This window comes from Xanthobacter autotrophicus, assembly GCF_005871085.1.
GTDB lineage: Bacteria > Pseudomonadota > Alphaproteobacteria > Rhizobiales > Xanthobacteraceae > Xanthobacter > Xanthobacter autotrophicus.
The window spans coordinates 71,556-92,897 of sequence record NZ_VAUP01000007.1 but is presented as its reverse complement, the minus strand read 5'-3'; the positions used below and the strand labels follow the sequence as shown (position 1 = coordinate 92,897).

Sequence of the window (21,342 nt, the reverse complement as noted above, 5' to 3'; positions counted from 1 at the left end):
CTGCAGTGCAGGCTGATCGATCAGCGTTCGCTTTCGCAAGCCGGGACACCGGACGTTCGCCAGGGTTGGAAGACCAGGCGGGTCCGGCGCCCGCAAGGCGCCGTCGCGGCGGCGCGGAATGCGTCCGGTCCGATCGCCCGATCGGATACGGCTCCAGGAGGCGCGCATGTTCGAGTCCCTCCATTGGCGCTCCAGCCCGGCGGCAGCCCCGGAAACGGCTGCCCCGGAAGCCCTGCCCCCCGCGCGCAACGCGCCAGGGCGGCCGGGCACGGAAGACGATGGCACCCCCCCTGATCTCGGCGCACCGGCCCACCAGCCCGCACGCGACGGCGATCGAGGACGGCCCGCCATCGGCCTTGCCCTCGGCGGTGGCGCGGCGCGAGGCTTTGCCCATATCGGCGTGCTCAAGGTGCTCATGAAAGCGGGCATCCACCCCTCTGTGGTGGCTGGCACCTCCATTGGAGCGGTGGTGGGTGGCATCGCCGCCGCTGGCAAGCTCGACACGCTGGAGGAGTGGGCGCTCAGCCTCAACAAGCGCAACGTCCTGGGATTGCTGGATTTTGCTCTGGGCGGGGCGGGCCTCATCGGCGGCCGGCGGCTGGTGGAGCTGATGCGCAGGAATGTGGGCCATGTGTCCATCGAGGACCTGCCGGTCGTGTTCGCCGCCATCGCCACAGAGCTTGGCACCGGCCACGAGATCTGGCTGACCCGCGGCGATTTCGTGGAGGCGATCCGCGCCTCCTATGCGCTGCCGGGCATCTTCACGCCCGTGAAGGTGGGCGGGCGCTGGCTGATGGACGGGGCGCTGGTCAATCCCGTTCCGGTCTCCGCCGCCCGCGCCATGGGCGCGCGGCTGGTCATCGCAGTGAACCTCAACGCCGACGTGTTCGGTCGCGGCACCGTCATCCAGGACCATGGCGGCGTGGTGGAGCGTGTGGCCGAGGCCGCCCTCGGGGGAAAGAAGGAGGGCATCGCCGCCATGCTGAGCCCGGAACGGCTCCGGCGGCAGTTCTTCGCCGGCCATGGCGGCCAGGCCAGCGACGGCCCGCGTGGGCTCTCCACCGTGATGATTGACGCCTTCAACATCACCCAGGACCGCATCGCCCGCTCGCGGCTCGCCGGCGATCCCCCGGACATCATGCTTTCGCCGAAGCTCGGCAAGATCGGCCTGTTCGAGTTCCAGCGGGCCAAGGAGGCCATCGCCGCCGGCGCTGAGGCCGCCGAGCGCGGGCTTGCGGACATCCAGACGGCCATGGTGGCGCTCGGCGCCTGAGATCACCCGGCGATCGTGAAAGCCGCGGTGCGCCCCGGGGCGCTGCGCGATGGCGAACGCCGCATTATGCTGACCCCCGAGGCGGACCATCCCGACCGCCCCGTCAGGTCGAGACCCAGGACGCGTTACCCGACCGGATGCCCAGCCGTCCGGTCGACCCGCGCCATACGAAAGCCCTGCGATGTTCTACGAGCCCGCCAAGCGCAACCACGGCCTGCCCCACGCGCCGCTGAAGGCCATCGTCGCCCCCCGCCCCATCGGCTGGATCTCCTCACTCACCCCGGACGGGGTGGCGAACCTTGCCCCCTATTCCTTCTTCAACATGATCTCCGAGGTGCCCGCCCTCGTCATGTTCTCCTCGCAGGGCGCCAAGGACAGCCTCGCCAACATCGAGGCCACCGGCGAGTTCGTGTGCAACCTCGCCACCCTCGACCTGGTGGACAAGGTCAACCTCACCTCCTCCCCCGTGCCCCGCAACGTCAGCGAGTTCGACACCGCGGAGATTGCCCGCGCGCCGTCGCGCCTCGTGAAGCCGCCTCGGGTCGCCGCCGCGCCCTGCGCGCTCGAATGCGTCTATGTGGAGACCTTCCGCCCACGCGGCCGCAATGGCGTGCAGGCCGACGCCTACATGATCATCGGCGAGGTGGTGGGGGTTTACATCGACGACGCCGCCATCATCGACGGGCGGGTGGATATCGCCGCGCTCAAGGTGATCGCTCGCTGCGGCTATCTCGACTACGCGCCGGTGGACCGCCTGATCGAGCGGGAGCGCCCGCCCGGCGGCGGCATGGATATGAAGGCACGCACCCCGGTGGCGTAACGCCGCCGCCACGAAAACTGCGCGGCGAGCGGATCAGCCCCCGCCCTTGGTCGGGGTTGCGTTGGTCGGGGCTGCGTTGCCCGGTGTTGCGTTGCCCGGTGCTGCGTTGCCCGGTGTTCCCTGCCCCTGTCCGCCCTGCCCGGGCCCATCCTGCGCGACAAAGGGCTCGCCCTTGCACTGCATGGCGCGCTCCGTGGGAGCATAGATGAGGATGTCGGGCTTGAAGCGCTCCACCGCCCCCATGTCGAAGCGGCAATAGCGGTGGTGGGTCCAGCCATAGGCCGAGGCGCGATAGGCAAGCCAGCCGCGCCAGAAGCCCTGGGTGAAGGAATCGCCGATCACCAGGATGCGCGGCCCCGCATGGCCGGTGGAATAGGCGTAGGATTCGAATGGGTCCGTCATGCCCACCGGCTGCATCACGCCGGGCATCTCGACCTGGCCGGGCTGGTCGAGGGTCGGCCCCTTCGGCGGATAATCCACGTCGGGCCGCGCGGGCGTGATGCCGCCCATGCGCGCCAGATCGCCCTTCATGGTGGGCTCCGGCGGCCCCAGGGCATCGTCGGCGCTGATCTGGAGGTCGGGACGACCCGCCGCCACCATGGTCGCGTTGAAGGCGATGAGGGCGCCGCGCCGGTTCCAGTGGGTGTCATACAGCCAGTGGACCGGCCCTGTCTTCTTGGCCTCGGTGAATAGCGGGCGCACGTCCGCGAAGGCGACGCCTTCGGCCTTGAGGCCCTGCGCGACGAGATCGAATTCGGTGGGGCTCTTCTTCAGCTGGCGGGCATAGGCGGGCAAGAGCTCGAAATTGGCGGTCTGCCCGTTGGGTGCCACGACCACCACGAAACGCCCGCCTTGGGCGGTCATATAGGCATTCATGCGCTGGGCGAAGGCGAGGAAGTGCGCCACTTCCTCCGGCCGCACCACCTGGCCGATGGACTGCTCCACCGCCTTCTCGCTGTTGAGGTAGAGGGCGCCATGCTCGCCCTTCAGCACCAGCCGGCTCTGGCTGTCGCCGATGAAACGCACGTACGAGCGGTGCGCCGCCAGCACCGCACCGCGGAAGCCGAAGGTGTTGTTGATCCAGGGGTCGAGGCGGCGCGCGGCGTCCTCCCACCAGCGCGCCTCCGGCGCCAGCACCGTGCGCATGGGTGCAGGCGCATCCGGCAGGAAATGGCCAAGAGCCGGCAGCAGCAGGATGGCCACGAATATGGCGGCCCACCAGCGGCGGAAGGACATGATGAGCGGCATCGTTCGTCCCCCGTCTAGAAGCGGAAATAGAGGAAGGGCGAGTAGGTCGCCGCGCCCACCGAAAGCACGCACAGGGCGAACAGCGCCCACACCACCAGCGTATCCACCGTGCCGAACAGGGCAAGCCGCAGCCGGGGGCTGAGCGCCCGTGCGCCGGGGCGCGGCAGGCCGAACATGGCGAGCGGCCAGGCCAGCACCATGATCACCATGGTCACGGTCTTCAGCGTGACCTGGAGGTGGGCGGCGAGCGGTCCCGCTCCGTTGAGGCCGATGAGGCCCTCGAACAGTTCCATGGCGTCGGGCAGGCTGTTGGCGCGGAACCAGACCCAGCCTGACAGCACCACCAGCAGCACATAGGCGTGGGACAGCAGCCGGGGCGCCGCCTTCAGCGCGGCACCGAAGCGGGTGCGCTCCAGCACCAGGAAGGTGCCGTGGTGGATGCCCCAGATCACGAAGGTCCAGCTTGCCCCGTGCCACAGGCCGCAGAGCAGGAACACGGTCCACAGGTTCACCGCCGTGTGCGCATGCCCGGCCCGGTTACCACCGAGAGGGATGTACACATAATCGCGGAACCAGTTGGACAGGCTCATGTGCCAGCGCCGCCAGAAGTCGCTGATGGAGCGCGCGCCATAGGGCAGGTTGAAGTTGCGCGGGAACTTCAGCCCCATGGCGATGGCAAGGCCGATGGCCATGTTGGAATAGCCGCCGAAGTCGAAATAGATCTGCAACGCATAGGCGGTGAGACCCAGCCACGCCTCGCCGAGATTGGGATGGGGCGTGTTATCGAACACGGCGGCGACCACGGGCGCCACCTCGTCGGCGATCAGCACCTTCCACGACAGGCCGATGATGAAGATGCGCAGGCCCGCCGACACCCTCCCGAGCGTGGTGCGCCGCGTGTGGATCCGCCGCTCGATGGTGGAGTAGCGCACGATGGGTCCCGCCACCAGTTGCGGGAACATGGTGATGTAGACCGCGATCTCCTCGAACCGCCCGTTGGCCGCGGCTTTCCGCCGGTAGACGTCCACGAGGTAGGAGATGGCGTGGAAGGTGAAGAAGGAGATGCCCAGCGGCAGCGCCGGATGGACCACCGGCAGCGCGACCCCGAGCGGATCGAGCAGGACGTTCAGGTTCTCCGCCAGGAAGCCAGCATATTTGAAGGCGATGAGGCCGCCAAGGTTGGCCGCCACCGCGAGCCCCAGCGCCCGCAGCCGCCAGCGTTCGCTGCGCTTGTCGATGAAGAGGGCGAACAGGTAGTTGCCGACGATGGACACCGCCAGCACCGCCACGTTGGCAAGGCCGCCCCAGGCATAGAAGACCAGCGAGAAGGCCAGCAGGACGAGGTTCTTCGCCCGGACGCCCGGCGTCGCGAAGTAGCACAGCAGAAACGCCGGCAGGAAATAGAAGAGGAAGGTGACTGAAGAGAAGACCATGGAGCGCTGGAAGCCGTTATGCCCTTTTTCGACGCGAGCGCGCGGCAGCGCTCGACAAATCCGGACGGCATCCCTTCCGTCCGGCCGCCTCTAATACACGAATTGCTCGCGCAGGATACGCTCCTCGAGCCCGTGGTCCGGATCGAACAGCATGTCGATGGACGACGTGGCGTCGAGACGCGCCGACACGGCGATGATGTCGCGCACCTCGAAATGGTCCGCCGCCGCGCTGACCGGGCGCTTGTCGGCCTCCATCACGGCGATGTCGATGCGCGCCTTGTCCGGCACCAGCGCCCCGCGCCAGCGGCGGGGGCGGAACGGCGAGATGGGCGTCAGCGCCAGCAGCGCAGTGCCCAAAGGCAGGATCGGCCCGTGGGCGGAGAGGTTGTAGGCGGTGGAGCCGGCCGGCGTCGCCACGATGACGCCGTCGCAGATCAATTCCTCCAGCCGCACCCGGCCGTCGATGGAGATGCGCAGCTTCGCCGCCTGGTAGGTCTGGCGCAGCAGCGACACTTCGTTGAAGGCGGGCGCGCGGTGGCGCACGCCGCTGGCATCCACCGCCTCCATGAGCAGGGGATGGATGGTGACGGGAAGCGCCGCCGCCAGTCGTTCCACCAGCCCCTCTTCCCGGAAGGTGTTCATGAGGAAGCCCACCGAGCCGCGATGCATGCCGTAGATGGGCAGTCCGCTGTCGCGGAAGCGGTGCAGGGTCTGAAGCATGAGGCCATCGCCGCCGAGGGCGACGACGATGTCCGCATCCTCCGGCGCCACCGCGCCATAGCGCGTCATCAGGCGTTCCCGCGCAGATTCCGCCTCGGGCGTCTGGCTGGCAACGAAGGCGATCTTGTTGAAGAAGCGGGGAGAGTCGCTCATCGGTGCGGCGGCCTGGTCCGCATCCGGCGCTAAGCGCCGGGCACGCGGGGAATGGGGTTTGAGGTCTAGCGGCCCCGCCACCATCTGTCGAGGTATCGGCACCGGCGGGGTGTCTCAGATGGGACTGGAGCCATGGTCCCTTTCCATCCCGCACGATTCGGCTCCCTCCCCCGCTTGCAAGAGAGAGTTCCAGGCCGTGCCCGGCCGGTCACCTTCGCCGGGGGCCGAGCATCGGCTATGGAAGATCCCCCGGACAGGGAGAAGACCCATGCAGCCGCGCCTCGTCTACACCACCCTCCCCTCGCTGGAATCGGCCGAAAACGTGGCCCGCGCCCTGGTGGCGGAGGGGCTCGTCGCCTGCGCCAACATCCTGCCCGGCATGGTCTCCATCTACCGCTGGGAGGGGCAGGTCGAGCGCGCGGACGAGGTGGTGATGATCCTGAAGACCACCGCCGCCCGCGCGAGCGATGTGATGGAGGCGGTGCGCGCCCGCCATCCTTACGAGGTTCCGGCCATCCTGGTGCTGCCGGTGGAGGGCGGGCTTGCCGCCTATCTGAGCTGGATCGGCGCCGAGGTGGCGGCCCCGCCGGCCTGAGGCGGAAGCCCCACGCTAAGAGCCCGGCCGGCTCACAGCACCGGGCGCCAGTAGACCGGGATGTAGCGAAAGCCCTCGCCGTCCTTTTCCAGATGCGCCGCCCCGGGGAAGGGAAAGTGATAGCCGGCCACCTGCGTGCGCTCGCCGGCAAGCCGCTCATAGGTCTTGCGTCGCACCTCCTGCGCCATCACCGGGTCCATGTCGAACACTGCGTGCCATGTGGGATTGCGCACGAACAGGGCCGGCAGGTTGGTGATGTCGGACTGGATGAAGAGCACGTCGGAGCCGGAAGCCAGCGTGAAGGAGGTGTGCCCCGGCGTATGGCCGGGCGTGCCCACCGCAGTGAGGCCGGGGGCCAGTTCCTTGTCCCAGGCGTAGCGCTCCACCTTGTCGCCGAACGGCTGGAACACGCGGCGCACATTCTGGAAATTGGGCTTCAGCCCATCGGGGGCGCGGCTCAGCTGGCCCTCGTCCATCCAGAACGCCCACTCGCGCGCGGGCACGCTCAGCTGCGCATTGGGGTAGGCCGGCGCGCCTTCTGGGGTGAGCAGGCCGTTGATGTGGTCCGGGTGGAAGTGGGAAATGATGACGTGATCCACCGTGGCCGGATCGACGCCGATCCCGGCGAGGGTAGAGCGCACCTGACCCACCGGCCCCGGCTTGCCGCCGTTTCCGGTATCCACCAGCACGCGCTTGCCGCCAATGTCGAGCAGCAGCACGGTGAAGGAGATGGGAACCTCGTTCTCCGGCAGGAAGGCCGCCTTCAGGGCCGCGTTCACCGCGTCGCGGGGCTGGTTGCGCACGAAGGTGTCGGACAGGGGAATGGTGCGCATGCCGTCGGACACGGCGGTGACCACCACGTCGCCCACCTTGTAGCGATAGGCGCTCGGCACCTGTCCGGCCCGCGGTGCGGCGGCAGCGGGCGCGGCCGGAGGAGTCTGTGCGTTTGCCATTGTGCTTCCTGCCACAAGGCCACCGGCCAGTGTGCCTGCACCCGCGAGCATGGCGCCCGTGGCACTCGCAGTTCCGGCCAGAAGCGTCCGCCGAGAAACCTCGGTCATCAATCTCTCCTCGCTGCATGAAGACGAGGGGAGATTAGGCGGGAGGTATCGCAAGGTCGATGCCGCAACGGTATTTCGCTCTCACATCGCCGCGAGCGAAAAGGGCCGGCCCGCGGAAACGGACCGGCCCTTCAAACCCTCAATGCCATCGGCCTTGGTCGTTGACCGATGCCAAGTGGGCTTCGCTTACGTGCCGCGCGGGCTTGAACGATGGCCCATGAGAATGGCCCATGAGACAAGCTCATGGGCCATCGTTATGAGCGTGGAAAAGGACGCGGTTCAGCGCACCGGGGGGGCGTACTGGATGCCGCCCATGCTCCACAGCTGGTTGATGCCGCGCGGAATGCCGAGCTTGGAGGCGGCACCCACGTTGCGCTCGAAGCTTTCGCCGTAATTGCCCACTGCCTTCACGATGCGCACGACGAAATCATTGGTCACGCCCAGCTGCTCGCCATAATTGCCGTCGGTACCCACGAGGCGGCGCACTTCCGGCTTCTTGGAGGCAAGCGCCGCGTCGATGGTGGCGGTGGACACACCCAGCTCCTCGGCATTGATCATGCCGAAGATGGTCCACTTGACGAGGTTGAACCACTGGTCGTCGCCCTGACGCACCACGGGGCCGAGGGGCTCCTTGGAGATCACGTCAGGCAGCACGATGTGGTCACCGGGCTTCGCCATGGTCAGGCGCAGGGCATAAAGCTGAGACACGTCCGTGGTGAGAGTGTCGCACTTGCCCTCTTCATAGGCCTTCACCAGATCGGTGCTGGTGGGCAGGGTGACGAGTTCCAGCGCCATGCCGTTGGCGGCGAAATAATCCTTGGTATTGTCCTCGGCGGTGGTGCCGGCCTGGACGCAGACCTTGGACTTGCCCAGCTCAAGGGCGGACGTGACCTTGCGGGCGTCGCGCACCAGGAAGCCCTGGCCGTCATAATAATTGATGGCGGCGAACAGCAGGCCGAGCTTGGCCTCGCGCTCCAGGGTCCAGGTGGAGTTGCGCGAGAGCACGTCCACGTCACCCTTGGTGAGGGCGGGGAAACGCTCGTCCGCCGACAGCGGCACGAATTTGACCTTGTTCGGGTCGTTGAAGATGGCGGCGGCCAGGCCCCGGCACACGTCCACGTCGAAGCCGGTCCACTTGCCGGAGGCGTCGGGAGCCGAGAAGCCGGGCAGGCCCTTGGACACGCCGCAGACCAGCTCGCCGCGGTCCTTCACCGTCTTCAGGGTCTGCGCCGAAGCCGCCGTTGCGGCAAGCGCAAAGGTGGCGCCGGCCAGTAGCGCCAGGATCGTCTTCATGAATGCCCCCAGTGAGAATAAGGAGAAAAAGGACCGCCCTCAGAGGGCGGCCTGCTGACGCACGACGACCTTGGTGCCCACGGGCACGCGGCCGTAGAGGTCGATGATGTCGCTGTTCACGAGGCGGAAGCAGCCCGAGGACACGGCAAAGCCGATGGTCTGCGGCTGGTTGGTGCCGTGGATGCGGTAGACGGTGCCGCTGATGTAGAGCGCGCGGGCGCCCATGGGATTGCCGGGGCCGCCGGCCATGAAGCGCGGCAGGTAGGGCTGGCGCTGGATCATCTCCGGCGGGGGAGTCCAGTCGGGCCACTCGGACTTGCGCTCGATGCTCTTGAGGCCGGACCACTGGAAGCCGTCGCGGCCCACGCCGATGCCGTAGCGCATGGCGCGGTTGTCCCCCTGCACGAGGTACAGGAAGCGCTCGTTGGTGTGGATGACGATGGTGCCGGGCTTCTCGGTGGTGCGGAAATACACCGGCTGGCGGCGGAAGGCCGGGTCCATCTGGGCGTAGTCGTCCTGCGGCGCCTCGAGGCCCGGCTGGTCGTCGATGTCCATCACGGCGCCCGGCGCGCCGCGGGGGCCGACCTGGGCGCTGGCGGCGGAAGCGAAGGCGAACACGCCGACCTGGAGCAGGGCGGCGAAGGTCAAGGTCTTGAACGTGGATGGCATCATGCCGGCCTCTCTTTACGCGTCCGAGGGCAGAATCCGCCCTTTTGACAGCGGTGACACGTGAATAGGTCGGAACCGGGGCAGGAAAATCCGCTCCGTGGCCAACCTATTCCCCTCCCCGGCGTGAACCGCCCTGCCCCCGATCCGGACCCGATCCATCAGGCCCGGTCGGACGACGCCGGCATGGCGAACACTCACGACCCCGCTCACGGGATTAGCCGAGGCCGCGCGCGAGGAAAAGGGGGGTCGCGGCCCGAGCAGTGCAGCATTTTCCACCCAAAGCGTTGCCGAACGGTATCCACCTCGGCACATCCGCGTGAACATTACCCGCCGGTCCCCCTCAATCCCCCGTTCTGGACGCGGGCGCCCGCTCTCGCTTAAAAGACCCGCGTGACCATGAAAAGACGCCTACCTGCGTGGTCCGCAGGAGTGGGCGACAAGGAGTTGCCAAATGATTTCCCTGACCTTCCCCGACGGCGCCAAGCGCGACTATGCCGAGGGGACGTCCGGCGCGGACATTGCCGCCGCCATCTCCAAATCCCTGGCCAAGAAGGCGGTCGCCGTCACCCTCGACGGCGCGCTCACCGACCTGTCCGAGCCCATCACCCGCGACGCCAAGCTGGAGATCGTCACCCGCGACGACCCGCGCGCGCTGGAACTGATCCGCCACGACTGCTCGCACGTCATGGCCGAGGCGGTTCAGGAGCTGTGGCCGGGCACCCAGGTGACCATCGGCCCGGTGATCGAGAACGGCTTTTATTACGACTTCGCCCGCAACGCCCCCTTCACCACCGAGGACCTGCCGCTCATCGAGAAGAAGATGCGCGAGATCATCGCCCGCGACCGCCCCTTCACCAAGGAGGTGTGGACGCGCGACGAGGCCAAGCGCGTGTTCGCCGCCAAGGGCGAGGGCTACAAGGTGGAACTGGTGGACGCCATCCCCGCCGATCAGGATGTGAAGATCTACAAGCAGGGCGAATGGTTCGACCTCTGCCGCGGCCCGCACATGCCCTCAACGGGCAAGATCGGCAACGCCTTCAAGCTGATGAAGGTGGCGGGCGCGTATTGGCGCGGTGATTCGAACAACCCCATGCTCACCCGCATCTACGGCACCGCCTGGCAGGATGAGAAGGAGCTGGCCGCCTACATCCATCGCCTGGAGGAGGCGGAGAAGCGCGACCATCGCCGCCTCGGCCGCGAGATGGATCTCTTCCACTTCCAGGAGGAAGGCCCCGGAACGGTGTTCTGGCACCCTAAGGGCTGGACCCTGTTCCAGGAGCTTGTGGCCTACATGCGCCGCCGCCTGAAGGCCGACTACAGCGAGGTCAACGCCCCGCAGGTGCTCGACGCCTCGCTTTGGGAGACCTCCGGCCACTGGGGCTGGTACAAGGAGAACATGTTCAAGGTGCAGTCGGCCGGCGACGAGACCGACGACGAGCGCGTGTTCGCGCTGAAGCCCATGAACTGCCCCGGCCATGTGCAGATCTTCAAGCATGGTCTGAAGAGCTACCGTGACCTGCCCATGCGCCTTGCCGAATTCGGCGCGGTGCATCGCTACGAGCCGTCCGGCGCGCTGCATGGGCTCATGCGCGTGCGCGGCTTCACCCAGGACGACGCCCACGTCTTCTGCACCGAGGAGCAGATGGCGGCCGAGTGCCTGAAGATCAACGACCTGATCCTCTCTACCTACGCCGATTTCGGCTTCGACGAGATCGTCGTGAAGCTCTCCACCCGCCCGGAAAAGCGTGTGGGCTCGGACGCGGTGTGGGACCACGCCGAGGAGGTGATGACCCGCGTGCTCGGCCAGATCGAGGCCGCCTCGGGCGGGCGCATCAAGACCGGCATCCTGCCCGGCGAGGGCGCCTTCTACGGCCCCAAGTTCGAGTACACGCTGAAGGATGCCATCGGCCGTGAATGGCAGTGCGGCACCACCCAGGTGGACTTCAACCTGCCGGAGCGCTTCGGCGCCTTCTATGTGGACGCCGACGGCCAGAAGAAGACGCCGGTCATGATCCACCGCGCCATCTGCGGCTCCATGGAGCGCTTCACCGGCATCCTCATCGAGCATTTCGCCGGCCACTTCCCGCTCTGGCTCGCCCCCACCCAGGTGGTGGTGGCCACCATCACCTCGGATGCGGACGATTATGCCGCCGAGGTGGCGGAGCTGCTGAAGGCGGAAGGCCTGCGCGTGGAACTCGACGTGCGCAACGAGAAGATCAATCTGAAGGTGCGCGAGCACTCTCTGGCCAAGGTCCCGGTGCTGCTGGTGGCAGGCAAGAAGGAGGCGGCCGAGCGCACCCTCTCCATTCGCCGCCTCGGCTCCAATGCCCAGACCGGCGGAACGCTGGACGAGGTGGTCGCTGCCCTGGTGGATGAAGCCGTGCCGCCGGACCTCAAGCGCAAGGCGCTGGCGAAAGCCCAGCACGCGGCGTGAGGACCAGCAGGGAATGAAAACGGCGGGGGGGGCAGGCCTCCCGCCTTTTTCACCTCTGAGGCCGCTACTTCTTCAGCGTCGCCAGATAAGCGGAAAGATCGGCCGCCTGCGCGCGGGAGAGCGACACCTGAGGCATCTGCGGATGGGGGACGAGCAGGCGGAAGGCGAGCCATGCCGGCGAAATGTCACCGTCGCGCGCAGCGATCGCGGTAAAGGGGGGCGCATCGCTCGCCGCGCTCTGGGGGGCCTCCCCCACCACATGGCAGGTGGCGCACCAGCGCTCCGCAAGGGCACGGCCTGCGGCGGCATCGGCCGCTTGAGCCGGAGGCGCGGACACCATGCCGGTCGCCATTGCGGCGATGATGGCGCTCACGGCGACGGCCGCCCCCGCAAGATGAAAGGCTGCGAAGCGGGACCCCATTCTCGTCCTCCCCTGTCAGTGTCCGGCGCCCGCTCCGGGCGCGTCTGGGTTCAGGCAGGACGGCGGGGCAGCTCCGTCCGGATGTTTGGTGGGTGCGGCTTCAGGCCGGGCTGGCGCGTTATTTCGCCAGCACCTCGATTTCCAGGTTCTTGCCGGCTTCCACCTTGATTTCGCGGCTGAAATTCTTGCCGTCCTTGCGCGCGATGGCGGTGTAGTCGCCCTCCGACAGCACGAAGGTGGGGAAGGCGCCGATGGATTCCTTGATGGTGTCGCCGCCGGGGGTGATCACTGTCCACTGGGTGTCGGCCTGCGCCTCGCCGCCCGCGACCTTCACCAGCTTCAGCATGATCTGGGCGGCGCGATGGTGCACGGTAGCGTCGGTGAGCTTGCCGGGGGCGACGGTGACGTCCGCCCGCACCACCGCGTTGGCGTCGCCGTAGGTGGATACCACGTGGTAGGTGCCCTCGGGCAGCAACACCACCTCGCCGGCGCCGGCGCCGCGATAATAGGGCTGGCTGGAGGTGCGGCCCTGCAGGAACGACCCTTCGAAAATGTCGAAGGTCAGTTTCTGCGCGGGAATGGGCTTGTCCTCCACGTCGGCGGACAGGCGCAGGGCGCCGGCCGGCACGTCGAACGCCTGGCGGCGCGACAGCGGCCCCATCTGCACCCTCTGGGCGACCGTGGCGAAGCCGTAGGACACGTGGACGATATAGCCGCCCGGATTGAGGAAGAAGACCGGCGTCGCCTCGGAGCTTTCCGCCACCAGCGGGAAGGCGCCGGTGCTTTCCGGCTGGTCGGCGAACACGCGCCAGACGAGGCCGCGGGGGATCGCCGCGCCTTCGGCCCCGAACCGGGCGAACACGCCGAGCGCCGCCTTGCCGGGCGGGGCCTGGGGCAGCACCGCATGGGGCTCGCGGCTCGACGGGGCGGGGACGGCGGCTCCGCCGCCGGGAGCCTGGAAGGCCGGACGCGGCACGTTGGGCGGGGTCTGGAACGGCCCGGCCGGCGGCGGCGCGGCGGGCGGACCGAGGAACTGCATGGTTTGTGCGATGGCATCACGCGGGAGGGCGAGCACCGGCGCGGCCACGGCCAGCGCGGCGCACGCCAGCGCCGCAAGCCGCAGTCCCCGGCGGCGCGGCACGGGGCGGCGAACGGCAGGAGAGCGGCCAAAAGCGCGAGCAAAGCGGATCATGTGTGCTGACGTGCACAATATTCGGGGCGGATTCAAGTCTGAGCCGTTGCGTCAGCTTCGTACCGCCGCGCCGGAGCCGGCCGGACGCCGGCAGGAGAAAGGGCCGCGCGCCGGCTTTTTCGCCCGCATCCTTGCCGGCCCCAACCCTGTTCAAACCGGCGGCACTTGCCCTTATGGTGCCGCTCTACCCGCCTTGCTTCTCCCCATTCTTCAACAGAGCCATTGCCCCATGCCCGACGCCCTCGAACTCCTCGCCACCCGCCGCTCGTCCCGCGTCATCGACCTGATCGAGCCGGGCCCTTCGGCGGACGAGCTGGACACCATCCTCACCATCGCCTCCCGCGTGCCGGACCATGGCAAGCTCGCCCCGTGGCGTTTCATCGTGTTCGAGGGCGAGGGCCGCGCGCGGGCCGGAGCAAAGCTCGCCGACGTGCTGGCGGAGGCCGATCCCGGCGTGTCTGAAAAGCGGCTGGAGGACGAGCGCGGGCGCTTCCTGCGCGCGCCGGTGGTGGTGGCGGTGGTCTCGCGCGCCGCGCCGCATGTGAAGATCCCGGAATTCGAGCAGCTCATGTCCTCGGCCGCCGCCTGCCAGAACCTGCTGATCGCCGCCGCCGCCCTCGGCTATGGCGCCACCTGGCTCTCCGAATGGCCGACCTACGATGCCGCCGCCCGCGCGGCGCTGGGCCTGGAAACCTTCGAGCGCATCACCGGCTTCATCTATATCGGCACCGCCACCCAGAAGCTGGAAGACCGTCCCCGCCCCGACCTCGCCGCCGTGGTGACCCGGTTCTGACGGCTCACTCGTCCGAGAGCGGGTGCAGGTCGCGGACCATGCTCTTCAGCCGCTCGTCGAGGACGTGGGTGTAGATCTGGGTGGTGGAGACATCGGCATGGCCGAGCAGGGTCTGCACCACCCGCAGGTCGGCGCCATGGGCCAAAAGATGGCTGGCGAAGGCGTGGCGCAGCACGTGAGGCGACAGCTTCGCCGGATCGAGCCCCGCCGCCAGCGCCAGTTCCTTCAGGTCCCGCGCCGCCTGTTGGCGGGTGACATGCCCGCTCTCGCTGCCGGTGGGGAATAACCAGCGCGAGGCCTCCAGCCCCGCCGCCCGCCGCGCGGCGAGAAAGGCCAGCATAGCCACCTTCGCCGGTCCCGAAAGCGGAACGAGGCGTTCCTTGCGCCCCTTGCCGGTGACAAGGATGGCCTCGCCCTGCGCCCGGGCGGCGGCGGCGGGCAGCGCCACCAGCTCGGACACGCGCAGGCCGCTGGCATAGAGCAGTTCCACCACGCAGGCGACGCGCCGCAGCCGCAGCAGTTCGCCCCGACCGGCCCTCGCCGCGCCCGCTGCCGGCGTCTCATCGCCCTGCCCATCACCCCCCTGCCCCGCATTCAGGCTCGCCTCGGCCTGCGCGGCGCGCGAATGAGCGGTGTCGATGAGTCGGGTGACCTCGGCGACGCTCAGCACCTTGGGCAGGGGCCGGCCACGCTTCGGGCCTTCCAGCACGGCAGCTGGATCGTCGGCGCGGTGACCCTCGGCGAACAGGAAGCGGTAGAACTGGCGCAGGGCCGACAGCCGCCGCGCCACCGTGGTGGCGGCGAAGCCCCGCGCCGACAGGTCCGCTAGATAGGCGCGGATCGCCGATGTGTCGGCCTCGGCGAGGGATACGGGGGCGAGGAATTCGGCAAGGTCGGTGAGGTCGCGGCGATAGGCGTCGAGGGTGTTGGGCCCGCCACCGCGCTCGATCGCCTGCATGTCCAGGAACAGCGCCAGCGGCCCGGATGCGGAAAGGATCTTCCTGGAAGGACCCTTTTCAGGTGGCGTGCCTTCGGACGACCCGTTTTCGGGCGGCCCTTCTTGGGGCAGCCCGTCTTGGGGCAGCCCTTCACTGCTCATTTGCCGATCTTCTCGGCGGGCACGGTGAAGCTGATTTCGCGCTGCAGCGGCTCCACCTTGTTGGCGAGCGCCCACATGGCCGCATAAGCGAGGCCGCACAGCACGGCCAGGACCGCCAGCAAGCGGAAGAGCGTCGGCACCTTCGCCTCCTCGTGCCGGGCCGCGAATCGACCCGCGCGGCCCCTCCGTTTGAGAGGTGCCACGCCGGGCTGTCTTGTTCAACCGCATTGCCGGCTCGCGTTGCGGATGCTAGAGCCGCACCCGTCCGGTCCGCCGTTCGCGCGCAGGTTTGCACGCGCACGGCCAAGCCGCCGCAGCGAGGAAGGCGCGGGTGCAGACCCAGAACATCCCCCCGTCCCGCAAGGACGCCGAGACCAGCGAAGCCGGGACCAGCGAAGCCGCCGAGGCCGCGCCCGTCTCCACGACGCCTGTCGACATGGTTCGCCGCCTCGGGCGCCGCTCCATTGTGCTGGTGGGCATGCCGGGGGCCGGCAAATCGTCGGTGGGGCGGCGGCTCGCCAAGCGGCTCGGCCTGCCCTTCGTCGACGCCGACGAGGAGATCGAGCGCGCCGCCTGCATGAGCATTCCGGAAATCTTCGCCCGCCGTGGCGAGGTGGAGTTCCGCGAGGGCGAGAAGCGGGTGGTGGCGCGCCTGCTCCAGTCCGGCCCCAGCGTGCTCGCCACCGGCGGCGGCGCCTTCATGAACGGCGAGACCCGCGACGCGGTGGCCCGCCAGGGCGTCTCCGTCTGGCTGCGCGCCGACCTCCACACCCTGCTCAAGCGCGTGAAGAAGCGCACCGACCGCCCCCTCCTCGCCCAGGGTGACCCGGCGCAGAAGCTTGCCACCCTGCTGCAGCAGCGCGGCGACACCTACGCCCTCGCCGACGTGATCGTGGACAGCCGCGACGTGGTGCACGAGATGGTGGTGGAAGAGGTGATCGGCGCCGTTCACCGTCATCTCATCCAGTATCCCGAAGGGACCCGTTCCATGTCCGCCCCCCTTGGTCCCGCCGATCTGGCTCATGCCGAGCCCGAGCCTCTCGCCGTCGGCGACATCACCCGCAGCACCGTGCGCGTGGACTTGGCCGGGCGGCCCTATGACATCTATATCGGCCCCGGCCTTCTGGCCGAGGCGGGCACCCATGTGACCGTGCTGCGCAAGGGCGCGCGGGTCGCCATCGTCACCGACTCCAACGTGATGGCCGCCGGCCACCTGAAGACGGTTCAGGATTCGCTATCCGCCGCCGGCATCGACCATACCGCCATCGTGGTGGAGCCGGGCGAGAAGACCAAGGGCTGGCCCGGCCTGCAGCAGGTGGTGGAAGGGCTGATTTCAGCCCGCATCGAGCGGCGCGACCTGGTGCTGGCGCTGGGCGGCGGCGTGGTGGGCGACCTTGCGGGCTTCGCCGCCTCGGTGCTGCGGCGCGGAGTGGACGTGGTCCAGGCGCCGACCACCCTGCTCTCCCAGGTGGATTCCTCCGTCGGCGGCAAGACCGGCATCAATTCGCCCCAGGGCAAGAACCTGGTCGGCGCCTTCCACCAGCCGGTTCTGGTGCTGGCCGACACCGCAGCGCTCGACACCCTGCCCGTGCGCGAAGTGCGCGCCGGCTATGCGGAAGTGGTGAAATACGGCCTGCTCGGCGACCGCGCCCTGTTCGACACGCTGGAGCGCGACTTTGCCGGCGTCATCAACGGCGGGCCGGAGCGCATCACCGCCGTGGCGGCCAGCTGCATGGCCAAGGCCGCCATTGTCGCCCGGGACGAGAAGGAAACCGGCGACCGGGCGTTGCTCAATCTCGGCCACACCTTCGGCCACGCGCTGGAGGCGGGCGCCGGCTATTCCAGCCGGCTGCTCCACGGCGAGGGCGTCGCCATCGGCATGGCGCTGGCCTTCGCCTTCTCGGCGCGGCTCGGCCTGTGCCCGGGGCAGGATGTGACGCGGGCGGTGCGGCACCTGGAAGCCGCCGGCCTGCCCACGAAAATCTCCGACGTGCCGGGCGACCTGCCGGACACCGACGGTCTGATGACCCTCATCGCCCAGGACAAGAAAGTGAGCCGCGGCGCGCTCACCTTCATCCTGGTGCGCGGCATCGGCGAGGCCTTCGTGGCGAAAGACGTGAACCCGGACGAGGTGCGCGCCTTCCTGGCGGAGATGCGCTGAGGCGCCGCCTCAGAACCTTTTCTCCGGCCAGCGGCAGAGATCCGCGATGATGCAGCGGCCGCATTCGGGCTTGGTCGCCTTGCAGATGTAGCGGCCGTGCAGGATCAGCCAGTGGTGGGCGTGCAGCTTGAAGTGGTCAGGGATGCGCGCCTCAAGGCCCAGCTCCACCGCCAGCGGCGTCGGGCCGGGCGCAAGGCCGGTGCGGTTGGCCACCCGGAACAGGTGGGTATCCACCGCGATGGTGGGCGCGCCGAAGGCGATGTTCAGCACCACATTGGCGGTCTTGCGGCCCACCCCCGGCAGCGCCTCCAGCGCCTCGCGGTCGCGCGGCACCACGCCGGCATGGCGCTCCAGCAGCAGGCGGGACAGCTCCACCACATTCTTCGCCTTGCCGCGATAGAGGCCAAGGGTACGGATATGGCGGGCCACCTCCTCCTCCCCGAGCGTAACCATGGCGGCGGGCGTGGCGGCGGCGGCGAACAGGCCGGTGGTGGCCTTGTTCACCCCCGTATCGGTGGCCTGCGCCGAGAGCACCACGGCCACCAGCAGGGTGAAGGCATCGGTGTGGTTGAGTTCGCCCTTGGGCTCGGGGTCCTGCGCCTCGAAGCGAGCGAAGGCCTCGGCGATCTCTTCCTCGCTCCAGGCAAGCAGCGTCTTGCCGTGGGCGGCGGCCGCCGCATTCGCCACCGCCTTGTTGCGGCGGGGTGCGGGGCCGGGCGGCGGGGGAGCGACCTGCCTGCGCTTGCCCGTGGAGGCGGGCTTCGTGGCGGGCTTCGTGGCGGGCTTCGCAGCCGGTTTGGCGGCTAGCTTGGCCGGAGCCTTGGCGCCGCCTTTGGGTGCGCCCGTCCCGGCCGTGGCCTTTGCTCCGGTCTTGCCACCGCCGGTCTTGCCGCCGCCGGTCTTGGCTTTCGCTGCCGGTGCGGAAACAGCGGACTTGACAGCACCAGACTTGGCTGCTCCCGTCCCGGCGGGCCCCGTCTTGGGCACACCATCCTCGGTCGCAACGGAAGGTTTGGGCGGAGTGATCTTGAGCGGCATTTTTCCGGTATACTGTCGGTCCATGCCCCAAGCCAGCGACCGTGATACCGCACCCGAAGGGGACGAGGCCTTCCCGGAGGAACCCGTCGTCTATGCGGTGACGCTTGCCCCGCATCGCTCGCTCACCCCGCGCGGCTTTCGCATGGTGATGATGGGCGTCGGCGGCGTCAGCCTCGTCACCGGGCTCGGCTTCCTCGCCATGGGGGCCTGGCCCATCTTCGGCTTCTTCGGCCTCGACGTGCTGCTGATTTATATCGCCTTCCGCGCCAGCTTCCGCTCGGCGCGGGCGCGCGAGCATATCCTCGTCACCCCCAGCGTCATCGAGGTGCGGCGCGAGCCGGCGCGCGGGCGGCGCACCATCACCCGGCTCAACCCGTTCTGGACCCGCCTGACGCGGGAGGACGACGAGGACCACGGCACACTGGATGTCGCCCTCGTCAGCGGCCCGCGCACGGTGCCGGTGGGGCGCTTTTTGGGACCGGACCAGAAGGCCGAGCTGGCGACCGACCTCTCCCACGCCCTGTCCGTGGTGAAGAAGGGCGTGCCGCGCAATTCCTTCTGAGCGCCCTCAGAGCATTTTTCAGCGAAACGGGTACCATTTCGCGTGAAGAAAACGCGTCAAAGCAAGACTCTAGAGCGATTTTCGTGAGCTAGGGCGAGCGAAGAACGCTCTAGATGAAGGGCCGCAGCACAACGCCCAGCAGGCCATGAAAGCGCAGCCGGCCCTCGAAGGCGGCGAGGCAGATGCAGGTTCCATCGTCGTCCACGCGCGGCGAATGATCCACGTCACCGTCAGCTTCCACCAAGTCGCCGGGACCGTAGTGGCCGGACGGATCGCTGAAGCCGCCGCAGATGACGTGAGTATATTCCGTTCCGGCATGGGTGTGACGGGGAATGGCCCGGCCCGGGCCGATCTGGAACAGGAAGACATTGGACTGCCCATCCTCGGGCACATGCACCCGCCCCATCCGAACGCCGGGGGCCACCGGCATCATGGCGCCGATGCGGCGGGAAGCGAGCGGTCGCGGCAGGCGGACGCCATCCGGCAGCACCAGCCCTTCCGCACGTGGCGCGGCGGCGGAGCCCGACGGTCCGGCCTCAAGATGATCGCGCCGGGCGCCGCTGCCCGTCAGGCCGCCGGACACCGGCCCAGACACCGGCGCGGGGCCAAGCCGCGCCAGGGTGCGGGCGAAGGCGTCGCCGGCGAGGGCCGCCGGCTCGGCCGCATCCAGCAGCACGCCGCCCACCGCCTCGAAGCGGCGCACGGCGGCGCGGCAGTGCGGGCAGGCCTGAAGATGGATTTCCACCAGCAGGGCCGGGCCGGCCGGCAGCACACCTGCCGCATAGCGCAGCAGGGTGTCGTCGCCGGGATGGGAATGAACGCTCATTTCAAATCTTCCAGCAGCGTCCGCAGGCGGCTCAGGGCCAGCCGGACGCGCGACTTGGCGGTGCCGAGCGGAATGCCCAGCTCCTGCGCGATCTGCGAATGGGGTTTCTCCTGAAAGAAGGAGAGCCGGACGATGGCGGCCTGCTCCTCGGAGAGCTTGGCAAGGGCCGCCCGCACCCGCGCCTCGCGCTCGGCGCTCATGAGGATGGTCTCGCCGGAGGTCTCGTCGGCCTCCTCGTCCACCGCGTCCAAGTCGACGGTACCCATATTGCGCTCACGGCGCTTCATGTCGATGGAGAGGTTGCGGGCGATGGTGAAGATCCAGGTGGAGGCAGCGGCGCGAGTCGGGTCGAAATAGGACGCCTTTCGCCACACTGTCAGCAGGGTTTCCTGCGCCAGTTCCTCCGCCGTATTGGCGGCAAGGCCGCTGCGCATGAGGAAGGCCTTCACCCGTGGCGCGAAATGCCGGAACAGGAGAGCGAAGGCCTCGCGATCCCCGGTGCGGGCAATGGCGACGACGAGGGCGCTCATGTCGGCCCCCGGGCGGGGCGCGGACACCGGTGGGGCCGCGCTCATATCAGGCAGCCCGGCAGACGTGCCGCCGTCGGGAAGCCCACTGGCGGATCCAGCCACCGGACCGGCAAACAGCCCGGCCGGACGCCCGCCACGCGGCAGCGCCCGCGCCCGCGCCCGGGGCGACGGCGGGAGAGAGGGAACCAGAAGACAGGGCTCGGCGACATCCATGCACTCGATACGAAGCGTGGACGCAATCGGATGATACGAGCCCCCGATTGCGCCGCGCGCGCCGCGACCTTAGCCCAGCCCCCGGAAGACCTCCACCAACGTCACCGTGACCTCGGCAGCGACCGGGCCGCTCAGTAGTCGACCACGCCTTCCAGGGCGTAGTGTTTTACCGTCTTCCGATTGGCGATCAGCTCGTCGATGGTCGGCTCGCCCTTCATGGCGCGAGAGATGGCGAGCTTGGTCGCCTCGTAATTGGTGCGGTAGAGGTCGGCCTTGTCGAGGTCCGGATCCTCGGCACAGCGCGGATCGAGCCACACCATGATGATCATGGCCAGTTCGTCCACCTCGTCCTTGGGCAGGATGCCCTCGCTGACGCAATCGATGATGGCGTCGCCCATGGCGGCCTGCACCACGCCGCCGAGGAGGTCCACATATTCGGCGGTGTGGATGGTGGCCTTGGTGGTCATCATGGTCAGCGGGCGCACCAGCTGGTTCAGGTCGCGCACCACGAACATGCGGGTGTGGCCCTGCACCTGCCCCATCATGGAGGCGACCGCCTGCCCCACCGGGCCGCGCACGGAGCCGATCAGCACTTCCGGCATGGCGTCGGTGGCCTGCCCCTCCGCCGCGAGAACCGTCGCTTCACCCGCCTTGAACCAGATGTCGGTCATGTTTTCCTCCTGTTTGGGACGGCACAGAAGCACCCCGCTGCCGCCCCGTCCACGGCGACCCAGCGTCGCTCCGGCCACCGGCGGCGAACATCGCTATCCACCGCCCCGAAAACCGGCGAAAACCAAAGCGTGACCGC

Annotated in this window: 21 protein-coding genes; 7 read left to right on the top strand and 14 right to left on the bottom strand. The window is 68.7% G+C overall.

Features of this window, described 5'->3' with window-relative positions; all coding sequences use genetic code 11:
* Positions 1-166: 166 nt before the first annotated feature.
* Positions 167-1,273 carry a patatin-like phospholipase family protein gene (locus FBQ73_RS02930; protein ID WP_138398023.1) on the top strand — a complete coding sequence of 369 codons (1,107 nt, stop codon included), beginning with the start codon at positions 167-169 and terminating at the stop codon, positions 1,271-1,273.
* 181 nt (positions 1,274-1,454) lie between these two features.
* The gene (locus FBQ73_RS02925) at positions 1,455-2,093 is read left to right on the top strand and encodes a flavin reductase family protein (RefSeq protein WP_138398022.1); all 639 of its coding nucleotides are present in this window, start codon (positions 1,455-1,457) and stop codon (positions 2,091-2,093) included.
* A 33-nt stretch (positions 2,094-2,126) separates the two neighbouring features.
* Here FBQ73_RS02925 and FBQ73_RS02920 read toward each other — a convergent pair whose 3' ends face one another.
* The 3 genes from FBQ73_RS02920 to FBQ73_RS02910 all read right to left on the bottom strand — a co-directional run bounded on the left by FBQ73_RS02920 (position 2,127) and on the right by FBQ73_RS02910 (position 5,647).
* On the bottom strand, positions 2,127-3,341 hold the full coding sequence (locus FBQ73_RS02920; RefSeq protein WP_138398021.1) for an alginate O-acetyltransferase AlgX-related protein: 1,215 nt from the start codon (positions 3,339-3,341) through the stop codon (positions 2,127-2,129).
* Between the two features lie 14 nt (positions 3,342-3,355).
* Entirely contained in the window at positions 3,356-4,774 is a 1,419-nt protein-coding gene (locus tag FBQ73_RS02915; RefSeq protein WP_138398020.1) for an MBOAT family O-acyltransferase, read from the bottom strand.
* Between the two features lie 90 nt (positions 4,775-4,864).
* A complete protein-coding gene (locus FBQ73_RS02910; protein WP_138398019.1) occupies positions 4,865-5,647 on the bottom strand; it encodes an NAD kinase in 783 nt (260 codons plus the stop codon).
* Between the two features lie 268 nt (positions 5,648-5,915).
* On the opposite strand from FBQ73_RS02910, the gene cutA reads away from it, so the two are divergent.
* Positions 5,916-6,242, top strand: a complete 327-nt coding sequence (gene cutA / locus FBQ73_RS02905) for a divalent-cation tolerance protein CutA (RefSeq protein ID WP_138398018.1) — start codon at positions 5,916-5,918, stop codon at positions 6,240-6,242.
* 32 nt (positions 6,243-6,274) lie between these two features.
* Here cutA and FBQ73_RS02900 read toward each other — a convergent pair whose 3' ends face one another.
* The 3 genes from FBQ73_RS02900 to FBQ73_RS02890 form a co-directional block, all read right to left on the bottom strand.
* Positions 6,275-7,303: an MBL fold metallo-hydrolase gene (locus FBQ73_RS02900; protein ID WP_138398017.1), complete on the bottom strand. Its 1,029-nt coding sequence runs from the start codon at positions 7,301-7,303 to the stop codon at positions 6,275-6,277.
* 279 nt (positions 7,304-7,582) lie between these two features.
* The gene (locus FBQ73_RS02895; RefSeq protein ID WP_138398016.1) at positions 7,583-8,596 is read right to left on the bottom strand and encodes an amino acid ABC transporter substrate-binding protein; all 1,014 of its coding nucleotides are present in this window, start codon (positions 8,594-8,596) and stop codon (positions 7,583-7,585) included.
* Positions 8,597-8,635: 39 nt separating this feature from the next.
* Positions 8,636-9,265 carry a L,D-transpeptidase gene (locus tag FBQ73_RS02890; RefSeq protein WP_392567216.1) on the bottom strand — a complete coding sequence of 210 codons (630 nt, stop codon included), beginning with the start codon at positions 9,263-9,265 and terminating at the stop codon, positions 8,636-8,638.
* A gap of 451 nt (positions 9,266-9,716) precedes the next feature.
* On the opposite strand from FBQ73_RS02890, the gene thrS reads away from it, so the two are divergent.
* Complete coding sequence (gene thrS, locus FBQ73_RS02885) at positions 9,717-11,699, top strand: threonine--tRNA ligase (protein ID WP_138398014.1); 1,983 nt, start codon at positions 9,717-9,719, stop codon at positions 11,697-11,699.
* Between the two features lie 64 nt (positions 11,700-11,763).
* Here thrS and FBQ73_RS02880 read toward each other — a convergent pair whose 3' ends face one another.
* Both FBQ73_RS02880 and FBQ73_RS02875 read right to left on the bottom strand, forming a co-directional pair.
* Positions 11,764-12,120: a c-type cytochrome gene (locus tag FBQ73_RS02880; RefSeq protein WP_138398013.1), complete on the bottom strand. Its 357-nt coding sequence runs from the start codon at positions 12,118-12,120 to the stop codon at positions 11,764-11,766.
* Positions 12,121-12,238: 118 nt separating this feature from the next.
* The gene (locus FBQ73_RS02875) at positions 12,239-13,312 is read right to left on the bottom strand and encodes a hypothetical protein (RefSeq protein WP_138398012.1); all 1,074 of its coding nucleotides are present in this window, start codon (positions 13,310-13,312) and stop codon (positions 12,239-12,241) included.
* Between the two features lie 229 nt (positions 13,313-13,541).
* Here FBQ73_RS02875 and FBQ73_RS02870 point away from each other — a divergent pair, with 229 nt between their 5' ends.
* On the top strand, positions 13,542-14,105 hold the full coding sequence (locus FBQ73_RS02870; RefSeq protein ID WP_138398011.1) for a nitroreductase family protein: 564 nt from the start codon (positions 13,542-13,544) through the stop codon (positions 14,103-14,105).
* Between the two features lie 4 nt (positions 14,106-14,109).
* Here the strand turns inward: FBQ73_RS02870 and FBQ73_RS02865 are convergent, their stop codons facing one another.
* Together FBQ73_RS02865 and FBQ73_RS02860 are read right to left on the bottom strand one after the other, a co-directional pair.
* On the bottom strand, positions 14,110-15,204 hold the full coding sequence (locus tag FBQ73_RS02865) for a site-specific tyrosine recombinase XerD (RefSeq protein WP_281278778.1): 1,095 nt from the start codon (positions 15,202-15,204) through the stop codon (positions 14,110-14,112).
* Positions 15,201-15,344: a potassium-transporting ATPase subunit C gene (locus FBQ73_RS02860; protein WP_138398010.1), complete on the bottom strand. Its 144-nt coding sequence runs from the start codon at positions 15,342-15,344 to the stop codon at positions 15,201-15,203. The genes FBQ73_RS02865 and FBQ73_RS02860 overlap by 4 nt, the downstream gene beginning before the upstream one ends.
* A 296-nt stretch (positions 15,345-15,640) precedes the next feature.
* On the opposite strand from FBQ73_RS02860, the gene aroB reads away from it, so the two are divergent.
* A complete protein-coding gene (gene aroB / locus FBQ73_RS02855; protein WP_138398062.1) occupies positions 15,641-17,365 on the top strand; it encodes a 3-dehydroquinate synthase in 1,725 nt (574 codons plus the stop codon).
* A gap of 9 nt (positions 17,366-17,374) precedes the next feature.
* On the opposite strand, the gene nth is transcribed toward aroB, so the two are convergent.
* Positions 17,375-18,052 carry an endonuclease III gene (gene nth, locus FBQ73_RS02850; RefSeq protein ID WP_246089529.1) on the bottom strand — a complete coding sequence of 226 codons (678 nt, stop codon included), beginning with the start codon at positions 18,050-18,052 and terminating at the stop codon, positions 17,375-17,377.
* Positions 18,053-18,425: 373 nt separating this feature from the next.
* Between nth and FBQ73_RS02845 the strand changes: the two genes are divergently transcribed.
* Positions 18,426-18,965, top strand: a complete 540-nt coding sequence (locus tag FBQ73_RS02845) for a DUF2244 domain-containing protein (protein WP_138398009.1) — start codon at positions 18,426-18,428, stop codon at positions 18,963-18,965.
* Between the two features lie 109 nt (positions 18,966-19,074).
* On the opposite strand, the gene FBQ73_RS02840 is transcribed toward FBQ73_RS02845, so the two are convergent.
* The 3 genes from FBQ73_RS02840 to fae form a co-directional block, all read right to left on the bottom strand.
* On the bottom strand, positions 19,075-19,791 hold the full coding sequence (locus FBQ73_RS02840) for a cupin domain-containing protein (protein ID WP_138398008.1): 717 nt from the start codon (positions 19,789-19,791) through the stop codon (positions 19,075-19,077).
* Positions 19,788-20,321 carry a sigma-70 family RNA polymerase sigma factor gene (locus FBQ73_RS02835; protein ID WP_246089528.1) on the bottom strand — a complete coding sequence of 178 codons (534 nt, stop codon included), beginning with the start codon at positions 20,319-20,321 and terminating at the stop codon, positions 19,788-19,790. The genes FBQ73_RS02840 and FBQ73_RS02835 overlap by 4 nt, the downstream gene beginning before the upstream one ends.
* 344 nt (positions 20,322-20,665) lie before the next feature.
* Positions 20,666-21,205, bottom strand: a complete 540-nt coding sequence (gene fae / locus FBQ73_RS02830) for a formaldehyde-activating enzyme (RefSeq protein WP_138398006.1) — start codon at positions 21,203-21,205, stop codon at positions 20,666-20,668.
* Positions 21,206-21,342: the final 137 nt, after the last annotated feature.